Source organism: Arthrobacter sp. SPG23, assembly GCF_000876655.1.
Lineage (GTDB): Bacteria > Actinomycetota > Actinomycetes > Actinomycetales > Micrococcaceae > Arthrobacter.
The window spans coordinates 55,233-66,423 of sequence record NZ_JYCN01000008.1 but is presented as its reverse complement, the minus strand read 5'-3'; the positions used below and the strand labels follow the sequence as shown (position 1 = coordinate 66,423).

At 64.3% G+C, this 11,191-nt stretch carries 4 protein-coding genes and 1 rRNA gene; 1 reads left to right on the top strand and 4 read right to left on the bottom strand.

Annotation, left to right across the window (positions count from 1 at the left end; translation table 11 throughout):
• From TV39_RS03350 to TV39_RS03335, 4 genes are all read right to left on the bottom strand, one after another.
• Positions 1 to 322, bottom strand: a 16S ribosomal RNA gene (locus TV39_RS03350); the annotation flags it as partial.
• 498 nt (positions 323 to 820) lie between these two features.
• Complete coding sequence (locus TV39_RS03345; protein WP_043478363.1) at positions 821 to 4,495, bottom strand: 1,4-alpha-glucan branching enzyme; 3,675 nt, start codon at positions 4,493 to 4,495, stop codon at positions 821 to 823.
• A 1-nt stretch (position 4,496) separates the two neighbouring features.
• On the bottom strand, positions 4,497 to 6,293 hold the full coding sequence (gene treS, locus TV39_RS03340) for a maltose alpha-D-glucosyltransferase (protein WP_043478362.1): 1,797 nt from the start codon (positions 6,291 to 6,293) through the stop codon (positions 4,497 to 4,499).
• Positions 6,294 to 6,298: 5 nt separating this feature from the next.
• Complete coding sequence (locus tag TV39_RS03335) at positions 6,299 to 8,371, bottom strand: alpha-1,4-glucan--maltose-1-phosphate maltosyltransferase (RefSeq protein WP_043478360.1); 2,073 nt, start codon at positions 8,369 to 8,371, stop codon at positions 6,299 to 6,301.
• 131 nt (positions 8,372 to 8,502) lie between these two features.
• Between TV39_RS03335 and glgP the strand changes: the two genes are divergently transcribed.
• Positions 8,503 to 11,121, top strand: coding sequence for an alpha-glucan family phosphorylase (gene glgP, locus TV39_RS03330; RefSeq protein WP_200890938.1), 2,619 nt, complete (start codon positions 8,503 to 8,505; stop codon positions 11,119 to 11,121).
• Positions 11,122 to 11,191 lie beyond the last annotated feature (70 nt).

The window sequence follows — 11,191 nt, the reverse complement described above, 5'->3', positions numbered from 1 at the left end:
TCTCAGTCCCAGTGTGGCCGGTCACCCTCTCAGGCCGGCTACCCGTCGTCGCCTTGGTGAGCCATTACCTCACCAACAAGCTGATAGGCCGCGAGTCCATCCAAAACCACAAAAAGCTTTCCACCCCCCACCATGCGATGAGGAGTCATATCCGGTATTAGACCCAGTTTCCCAGGCTTATCCCAGAGTTAAGGGCAGGTTACTCACGTGTTACTCACCCGTTCGCCACTAATCCCCCAGCAAGCTGGGATCATCGTTCGACTTGCATGTGTTAAGCACGCCGCCAGCGTTCATCCTGAGCCAGGATCAAACTCTCCGTTGAAGTAAAACAAAAACAGACACACCATGCGCCCCCGGGAAAACGGGAAACACACAATGCACAAAATTTGAAACCAGCTGTAAAAACCAGACCACACCACGGGGTGGCGGATCCAATCAATTCAACCAATCCATAAAATAAATTGGTATCAACAAACTTGGCACACTATTGAGTTCTCAAACAACAGACACACCCGGCACCACCACAACATCTCAGCCGTGGATCGCTCCGGAGCAACTTTTCTAACTTACCCGCTCGCTTCGCCCGAGTCAAATCGGCCATCCCGACTCACAGTGCTTTTGGCATTCCGTGTTGTCTTGGTTGGCCAACTCCGGGGAGCGGCGCGGAAATAAACTGTACCACCACTTGGGCGAGGATACAAAGCCGCCCGTCAGGAGCATGGGAAAAGCCCGGAATCACAAGGATTCCGGGCTTTTCCCAGCCGATCTCCTTCGAGCGGCTCTACGCCGCCCAATCAGTTAGCGGCTCAACACCGCAAGATCAGCTTGCAGGTTTGAAGAACGCCGCGCCCAGCGGAGGCAGCGTCACGGTCAGCGTCGCCGGCTGGCCGTCCTGCCCCTCGGTGGTGGCAGTGAGCGCGCCTTGGTTCAGGACGCCCGAGCCGCCGTAACTGGAGTCGTCCGTGTTGAGGACTTCCTGCCAGGCGCCGGCTGCAGGCACGCCCAAGGTGTAGCCCTGGTGCGGGCCGCCGGAGAAGTTGATCGCGCACACCAGCGGGTTGCCATCGGTATCCCACCGGATGAACGACAGGACGTTGCGGTCGGCGTCCCCACCGTTGATCCACTGGAATCCGCCCGGTTCGTTGTCCCGCTCGTAGAGTGCGGGCGTCGAAGCGTAGAGCTCGTTCAGTTCCTTGGTGAGCAGCTGGACACCGCGGTGCGCGGGGATGTCCGCCAGGTACCAGTCCAGGCCGTGCTGTTCGGACCATTCCGCTTCCTGCCCGAATTCGGTACCCATGAAAATCAGCTGCTTGCCGGGGTGGGCCCACTGGTAAGCCAGGAACGTGCGAAGGTTGGCCAGCTGCTGCCAGCGGTCGCCGGGCATTTTACGGAGCATGGAGCCCTTGCCGTGCACAACTTCGTCGTGGCTGATGGGCAGGAGGAAGTTTTCCGTGAATGCGTAGACCAGCGAGAACGTCACGGTTCCGTGATGCCACTTGCGGTTTACCGGGTCCTCAGACGCGTACTTGAGCGAGTCGTGCATCCAGCCCATGTTCCATTTGAGGCCGAAGCCCAGGCCGCCGACGCTGGTCGGGGCGGTCACGCCGGGGAATGCTGTGGACTCCTCGGCGATCATCACCGCGCCCGGGTGGGTCTTGTACACCGTGGCGTTGGCTTCCTGCAGGAAGGAGATGGCTTCGAGGTTTTCGCGGCCGCCGTACCTGTTGGGCTGCCACTGGCCTTCCTCACGTGAGTAGTCGAGGTACAGCATGGAGGCCACGGCATCCACACGGAGGCCGTCAATGTGGAACTCGTCCAGCCAGTAGAGCGCGTTGGACACGAGGAAGTTGCGGACTTCCGTCCGGCCAAAGTCGAAGATCAGCGTGCCCCAGTCCGGGTGCTCGCCGAGGTTCGGGTCGGCATGCTCGTACAGTGGCTCGCCGTCGAACTGGGCGAGGGCCCAGGCGTCCTTGGGGAAGTGGGCCGGTACCCAGTCAAGAAGGACGCCGATTCCTTCCTGGTGCAGGGCATCCACGAGGAACCTGAATTCGTCGGGGTGGCCGAACCTGGATGTGGGCGCGAAGTAGGACGTCACCTGGTAGCCCCAGGAACCGCCGAACGGGTGCTCTGCCACCGGCATGAACTCCACGTGGGTGAACCCGAGCCACTTGACGTACTCCACCAGCTCCTTGGCCAGCTCGCGGTACCCCAGCCCGAGGCGCCAGGATCCAAGGTGGACTTCGTACACGCTCATGGGCGAATTGTGCGGGTCCCGCTCGGCGCGGGCCGTCATCCATTCCTCGTCTTTGAACGCGTAGGCAGACTCAACCACCCGCGACGCAGTGAGCGGCGGGACCTCGGTTCCGAATGCCAGGGGATCGGCTTTTTCCACCCAGTGGCCGGCTTTTGTCTTGATTTCAAATTTGTAGCACGCCCCTGCTAAAACACCGGGGATGAAGAGTTCCCAGACACCGGATGAGCCCAGTGAGCGCATCGAGTTCTCCCGGCCGTCCCAGGCGTTGAAATCACCCTTGACCCTGACTGCCTGCGCATTCGGCGCCCATACCGCAAACGAGACGCCGTCCACGTCGCCGAGGGAAGACTTGTAGTGCTGGACGTGTGCGCCCAGCACCTCCCACAGCTTCTCGTGACGGCCTTCACCGATCAGGTGCAGGTCCACTTCGCCGACCGTGGGCAGGTAGTGGTACGGATCGTCAGTGGCCTGCGGCGGCGCACCCTCGTAGGTTACCTCCAGCCTGTAGTCGGGAACGTGGCCCGGCTGCAGGGGTTCGAGGACGGCAGCCCAGACACCGTTGGCCTCGTGCGTCATCGGCACCGTCCCGGCGGCGGTCACCACTGACACGGAGGCTGCAAGGTGCTTGACGGTGCGGACAGTGACATGGCCGTGGTCGTCAAGGTGCGCGCCCAGGACGGAGTGCGGGGCGTGGTATTCGCCGGACGCCACCTTTGAAAGGGTGTCCGGGTCCACCTGCAGTGGTGCCCCGGGCCGGTCTGTACGTGCTGAGCCTGTCATTTTGTTACCTTCCGCTGCGGCCGCGGCTGAAGCGCCGGAACCTGTACTGCTGAGGAGACGTCGTGATGCATTTACCGGAATGTCCAGCCATCCGGGCCTGTTCCGCAACTCATAGACAACTTCATACAACGCCTTGTCCAGCCACAATGCCACAAACAGGGGCGAGCCGCGGTCAATGGTCCCGGGCGTGATTTCCCCGTATCCCGCCAGGAACGCCTCGGCGCAGTCATCCACCCACGAACCGGGTACATGGACGCCGTCCCGCTCGCGTTCGGCGGCACCGGCGGCGTAGTCGAAAGACCGCAACATGCCGACGACGTCGCGCAGCGGCACGTCCGGGAAGTTGCGTTCCGCAATGGGCCTCAGCGGCTCGCCTTCGAAGTCCAGGATGGCCCAGCGCTCCGGCTCCCCGGGATGCCCCGGCACCTGCAGGATCTGTCCCAGGTGCAGGTCGCCATGGATCCGCTGCAGCGCCCCGGCATTACTGCCTTCCAGCTGACCGAGCAGGCCGGCCAGGGCGTCGTCATAGGGCCCGACGGCGGGGCCGGCTTCCGCCCAGGACTGGCGCACGCGCTGGACTACTCCGGGAGCTATGTCCTTTCCCGGCGCGGATTCCGCGGCCAGGCCCAGCGCCTCGGCCAGGCGCCGGTGCACTGTTGCTGTGGCCACGCCCAGGGCATGGGCCTCAGCAGTGAAGTCCTTACCGGAGCTGGCGGCATCAACGGCCAGCCGCCAGGCGTCCCGGCCGCCGGCCAGGAACTCATGCGCCACGGCGAGTTCGCCTACAACGGCCCGCGGCTTATCCTCGGTGCCTCCCAGCGGGGCTTCCCACTCCCCCGTGACCCATCCCAACGTGGCCGGCACTTCCGAGGTCCTGGCCTGTGTGAGGGCAGCCCCGATTTCAACCTCGGGGTTCCGTCCTTCGGACAGCACGCGGAAGAATTTGACGATCGCTGCAGAGCCGCCGTCGTCCACTATCACCGAACTGTTCGACTGCTCGCCGGAAAGGACCTTCACGGTCCCGGTGGCGGTGGGCAGCCGGTAGTCGGAGGGGACCAGATGGCCAACGGCCTTTCCTTCCGGCGACGTGCCGCCGCTGCGCATCAGTTCCAGCCAGGCGGAGACGAACACGGGGTCGTGGACGGCGTCGTAAATCCAGCGCCGTTCATGGGCTGCGTCGACGCCCTCACCGACCAGCGCAGCCTCCTTGCCGGCCAAGGGCTCCACGCGATAGCTGAGCGGGACCTGAACAACATCGGTGCGGCTGCCGCCGTCGGCCGTGGGATAGGTGACCGCCGCGAGGAACACCTCAAGGCCCACCTCACCGCTGCCGTCGTCCAGGCGCACCCCGCCGACGGCTGACAAGGTGAAGTCGCCCGTCTTGACGGGGAACCAGCGCTGGCGCGGGAGCCAGCCGCGGAGCAGTTCGGCGAGCGGGGGGTTGAGTGTGGATTGGGTCATTTCAGCCTTCGATGGACAGGACCGGCATGGCCTGGGTAAACGGCGACGCCGGGTTGGAAGCAGCGGAACGGATTCGCAGCCAGAAGAAATCGTGGCTGCCGAGCGTCAGCGTGAGGCGTCCGTCGTCGCCGATAGCCGGGAACGGCTGCCCCCCGAAAACGTCCCGGAGGCCGCGGCCGGCGTACTGCGGAATCCGCAGCGTGGTGGCCACGGGGTGCTGCGAAAGGTTGAACGCGCACAGGATCGATTCGGCATCTTCTCCCGCAGCATTATCCGGGCCCAGTTCCCGCAGGTAGGCAAGGACGACGTCGTGATCTGCCTCGACGTGCTTGAACGTGCCCAGCCCGAAAGCGGGGTGGTTCTTCCGCACGCTGAGGATCTGCCGGGTCCACCGGAGCAGCGATCCGGAATGCGCGGCCTCGGCCTCCACATTGGCCATGCCGTAGTTGTACACCAGCGACTGGATGACCGGCAGGTAGAGCTTGCCCGGATCCGCGTGCGAAAAGCCCGCATTGCGGTCCGGGTTCCACTGCATGGGCGTGCGGACGGCGTCACGGTCCTCGAGCCAGATGTTGTCGCCCATGCCGATTTCATCACCGTAGTACAGGAACGGGCTGCCCGGGAGCGAAAGCAGCAGGGCATTGATGAGCTCAATCTCGGAGCGGGAATTATCCAGCAGCGGTGCCAGCCTGCGGCGGATGCCGATGTTGGCTCGCATGCGGGGGTCCGGCGCGTACCAGCCCAGCATGGCCGCGCGTTCGTCCGCGGTGACCATTTCCAGGGTGAGTTCGTCGTGGTTCCGCAGGAAGGTGCCCCACTGGGCGCCTTCGGGAATGTCCGGGGTGTCCTTCATCGTCTCGATGATGGGCGCCGCCTTCTGGTCCCGCAGCGCGTAGTAGAGCCTCGGCATGATGGGGAAGTGGAACGCCATGTGGCATTCGGGTTCTTCCTCGGTGCCGAAGTACTCCACCACCTCGACAGGCGGCTGGTTGGCCTCGGCAATGATGACCCTGCCCGGGTAGTTCTCGTCCACCATTTTCCGCAGCTTGCGCAGGAAATCGTGCGTGGCGGGCAGGTTCTCGCAGTTGGTGCCCTCTTCCTCGAAGAGGTACGGGATGGCGTCCGCGCGGAAACCGTCAATCCCCTGATCCAGCCAGAACCTGACGACGTCGAAAAGGGCGTCGATGACTTTGGGGTTCTCAAAATTCAGGTCGGGCTGGTGGCTGAAGAACCGGTGCCAGAAGAACTGCCGCCGGATGGGGTCGAAGGTCCAGTTGGATTCCTCGGTGTCCACGAAGATGATGCGGGCATCCTGGTACTTCTCGTCGGTGTCGCTCCAGACGTAGAAGTCGCCGAACGGCCCGTCCGGGTCCTTGCGGGACTCCTGGAACCACGGGTGCTGGTCCGAGGTGTGGTTCAGCGGCAGGTCAATGATGACGCGCACGCCGCGGGCGTGCGCCTCGGCTACGAGCCGCTTGAAGTCGCTGATGGTGCCGAACTCGTCCAGGACGGAGTTGTAGTCAGAGATGTCGTAGCCGCCGTCACGGAGCGGCGACTGGAAGAACGGCGGCAGCCAGAGGCAATCGACACCCAGCCACTGCAGGTAGTCCAGTTTGTCGATTAGCCCGTGGAAGTCGCCGGAACCGTCGCCGTTTCCGTCAGCAAAGCCACGGACCAGGACTTCGTAGAACACTGCTTTGCGGTACCAGAGGGGATCGTGTTGCAGGCCGGGGGCGTTGAGTTCAAACGTGCCCTTCGGGGTGAAATGCTGGCTCGGGTTCTGCGGACTGAAACTCACGTATGCTACCTCCGGATGTTCAGGATGTGTGCCGGCTCCACGTGGGCGTCAAGCCGCACGTAGTTGTATTCGCCCCATTCCCAGCTCTCGCCGGTCAGCAAATCATCCACCCTGAAGCCGCCGTTGTGCGTGAGGTCGGCCGGGTCGAGTTCAAGTGCGGCCAGATCCAGGGAAACGGTGCTCTCCCGGGTGCTGTGCGGATCGACGTTCACCACGATGATCAGGGTGTCCTTGGTGCCGTCGGGAAGCGTCTTGTGCTTGGAGTAGACGATCGTGGCGTCATCGGTGCTGTGGTGCAGCGTCAGGTTCTGCAGGTCCCCCAGCGCCGGGTGGGTGTGGCGGATTTCGTTGAGCCTGGTCAGGTACGGCGCGAGCGTCCGGCCGGATTCAGCCGCAGCATCCCAGTCGCGGGCTTTGTATTCGAATTTCTCGTTGTCGATGTATTCCTCGGCGCCGGGGCGGGCCACGTGCTCGTAGAGTTCGTAGCCGGCGTAGACGCCCCACAGCGGGCTGGCCGTTGCTGCGAGCGCGGCGCGGATCTTGAACGCGGCAGGGCCGCCGAACTGCAGGTACTCGGTCAGGATATCCGGGGTGTTCACGAAGAAGTTCGGACGGAAATACGCCGGGGACTTCTGGCTGACCTCGGTGAAGTACTCTTCAAGCTCCGTCTTGGTGTTCCGCCAGGTGAAGTACGTGTAGGACTGCTGGAAACCGGCACGTCCCAGGGCATGCATCATGGCAGGCCGGGTGAAGGCCTCCGCGAGGAAGACAACCTCGGGGTGCTTCTTGTTGACCTTAGCGATCAGCCACTCCCAGAACCACACAGGTTTGGTGTGCGGGTTGTCCACCCGGAAGATCTTGACGCCGTGGCTTACCCAGAGCAGCACGATCCGCAGGATCTCCTTGGACAGGCCCTCGGGATCGTTGTCGAAGTTCAGCGGGAAGATGTCCTGGTACTTCTTCGGCGGGTTCTCGGCGTAGGCGATGCTGCCGTCAACGCGGGTGGTGAACCATTCCGGATGCGACTCGACCCACGGGTGGTCCGGGGCCGCCTGCAGCGCGAGGTCCAGGGCAACCTCGAGCCCGAGCTCCCGGGCGCGGGCCACGAATGCGTCGAAGTCCTCGAATGTGCCGAGGTCCGGATGGATGGCGTCGTGTCCGCCTTCCTTGGCGCCGATGGCCCAGGGCGAACCGGGATCGTGCGGACCGGCAATCAGGGTGTTGTTGGGTCCCTTGCGGTGCTGGATGCCGATCGGGTGGATGGGCGGCATGTAGATGACGTCGAAGCCCATTCCCGCCACGGCATCGAGCCGTTTGGCGGCAGTCTGGAAGGTGCCGGACTGCCACTCCCCGGTCGTGTGGTCGCGGACGGCCCCTTCCGAACGGGGGAAGAACTCATACCAGGCGCCGCGGCCGGCAAGGTCGCGTTCCACGAGAAGGGGGAAGCGTTCCGAGACAGTGACGAGTTCGCGGATGGGCTGGCGGCCGACGATGTCAGTCACCTCGGATCCGAACCCGGCAGCGAGCCGTTCCTCCGCGGACCGCGACGTATCGGACAGGACCACGACGGCGGTGCGCAGCGTCCGCCGGTCGGCGGACGGGCGGGCAGGGTCTTCGGCTGCCTGGGACAGCAGTGCGGCACCTTCGGCCAGCATCAGTTCGACGTCGATGCCCGCCTCGACCTTGACCTCGGCGTTGTGGTGCCACGTTCCGTACCGGTCATGCCAGGCTTCGATGGCGAACGACCAGTTTCCCGTGCCGGTAGGCGTGAGGATGCCTTCCCACCGGTCGGTGCCCTTGCCCCGGTCGCCGGGGGGCGGCGCCAGCCGTACGCGCTGGCGTTCCTTGCCCTTGGGGTCGAACAACACCGCGCTGACGCCGAGCTGGTCGTGCCCTTCGCGGAATGCTGTCGCGCCGACTACGAGCCCTTCGCCGGGGAGCGCCTTGGCGGGAAACCTACCTCCGTCCACCACGGGCTGAACGGCGGTGATCGGGAACCTGCCAAACTGCAGGCCTTCCGTGATCAGGGCCTTAGGCTTTTTGCTGGATCCGGCACTGGTTCGCGTATTAGTCGTCACGAACTCGACGTTATCGAGAAATCCCCCATTTTGCTAAGGGAACTTCCGTTTTTCCCCGAGCAATCCGTCATTTACCTAAAAGAAACCTAAACCTGTTCCGACGGCCCATCTTGTCCGTTAGTGTGACGCAGGTGAAGGCTATCCGCAGATTTACTGTCCGAACCGTTCTTCCGGAATCTATCCGGCCGTTGGCCCGTTTGGCCACCAACCTGCGGTGGTCATGGCACCGGCCCACCCGGGAGCTTTTTGAAGGTCTCAACCCCGCCATCTGGGACGAGAGCGCACACGATCCCGTCAGTTTCCTGGGCCTCGTGAGCCGTGAGGAGCTACAGCGACTCGCCGCAGACCAGGACGTCGTCCGCCGCGTGCACGCCGCCGCCGAAGACCTGGACCGGTACCTGGAACAGCCCCGCTGGTACCAGAGCCTCGGCGACGATGCACCGTCCTGCATCGCGTACTTCTCACCGGAATTCGGGATCACCGAAGTTTTGCCGCAGTATTCGGGCGGTTTGGGAATTCTGGCCGGAGACCACCTTAAGGCGGCATCGGACCTGGGCGTACCGCTCATCGGCGTCGGCCTTCTTTACCAGGCCGGCTATTTCAAGCAGTCCCTCTCCAGGGATGCCTGGCAGCAGGAAACCTACCCGGTCCTTGATCCGGACGGGCTCCCGCTGACCCTCCTCCGCGAGGAAACCCCCGACGGCAACGGCAAGCCCATCCAAATTTCTCTGCCGCTCCCCCACGGGCGCCGGTTGCTGGCACACATCTGGCGTGCCGACGTCGGGCGCGTTCCCTTGCTGCTGCTCGATTCAAACGTTCCGGGCAACGACGACGCCGCCCGCGGCATCACGGACCGCCTGTACGGCGGCGGCGGCGACCACCGTCTCCAGCAGGAACTGCTGCTGGGTATGGGCGGAGTCAAGGCCCTGCGCGTTTACCAGCGCCTCACCGGGTGCGCAGCGCCGGAGGTCTTCCACACCAACGAGGGCCATGCTGGCTTCCTCGGCGTGGAGCGCATCCAGGAGCTCATGTCCTCGGACAGCCCGCTCACCTGGGAGGAAGCCCTCGCGGCGGGGCGCGCCTCCACCGTCTTCACCACGCACACCCCGGTCCCGGCGGGCATCGACCGGTTCGAGGTCTCCCAGATCCAGCACTTCTTCGAGGCCGGCCTGGCTCCCGACGTGCCGGTGTCCCGGATCCTGGACCTGGGACGCGAAAACTTTGCCGACGGCAATCCTTCGGTCTTCAACATGGCCGTGATGGGGTTGCGCCTGGCGCAGCGGGCCAACGGCGTGGCCAAGCTCCACGGAGTAGTGTCCCGCGGAATGTTCTCGGCCCTGTGGCCGGGATTCGACCACTCTGAAGTTCCCATCACCTCCGTAACCAACGGAGTCCATGTCCCGACGTGGGTGGACAGCCGCGTTTCCAAGCTGGCCCGTGAGCAGTTCGGCGCCGAGGCGGAAGCCATGGGACGCTGGGACCTTGCCTACAACGTCAGCGACGAGGACGTCTGGGCCCTTCGCCGCGAAATGCGTGTCTCGCTCGTAGAGGACGTCCGTAAGCGGCTGCGTGCGGCCTGGAAGAAGCGCGGGGCGGCAGACGCCGAACTCGGCTGGACTGATTCCGTGCTGGACCCGGACGTCCTCACCATCGGTTTCGCCCGCCGGGTGCCCACGTACAAGCGGCTCACCCTGATGCTCCGGGAACCCGCCCGGCTCAAGGCCCTGCTGCTGCACGAGACACACCCCATCCAACTGGTGATCGCGGGCAAGTCGCACCCGGCGGATGACGCCGGCAAGAAGATGATCCAGGACCTGGTCCGGTTCACCGACGACCCCGAAGTGCGCCACCGGATCGCGTTCCTGCCCAACTACGACATCGCCATGGCGCGCACGCTCTTCCCCGGCTGTGACGTCTGGCTGAACAACCCGCTGCGTCCGCTTGAGGCCTGCGGTACGTCCGGAATGAAGGCAGCCATCAACGGTTCACTGAACCTTTCGGTGCTGGACGGCTGGTGGGATGAAATGTACGACGGCGAAAACGGCTGGGCCATCCCCACGGCCAACAACAACGCCTCGCCCGAGGAACGGGACGACATCGAAGCGGCGGCGCTGTACGAGCTTCTCGAGACGCAGGTGGCGCCCCGGTTCTACGGACTCACCGTGTCCGACGGCGCCGGAGCCGCAGGGCCGTCGGAGTCCGGCCCGCAGAAGGTGCCCACCCACTGGGTATCGATGATCAAGCACACCATGGCGCACCTGGGCCCGGCCGTGTCCGCTGAGAGGATGCTGCAGGACTACGTGAACATCCTCTACCGCCCCGCTGCCATCGCCGGCCGGCGTGCCGTCGCGGATAACTTCGCCCAGTCCAAGTCCCTGGCAGCCTGGACGTCACGGATCCGTGCTGCGTGGCCCCAGATCCAGGTGGAGCACGTCGACTCGGTGGGCGTGTCCGAGGACCCGCAGATCGGCGACACCCTCCAGGTGAACGCCTACATCGCGCTGCACGACCTCGATCCGGACGACGTGGCTGTGGAGGTCGCCTTCGGCCGCGCCGAGGAAAGCGACGAACTGGCCGACATCACTGTCGCCGACCTGGTGCCCAAGGAGGACCTCGGCAAGGGACGCTACCTCTTCAGCGGCTCGCTGCTGATCGACCGGTCCGGGTCCTTCGGCTACACCGTGCGCGTGCTGCCCAAGCATTCAGCCCTCGCCTCACGGGCCGAACTCGGGCTGATCGTCAACGCCTGACCCGCCGTCAAACGCAACGCTCCCTCAGTGAGGGAGCGTTGCGTTTTTGACGGTGAAAGGTAACGAGCGT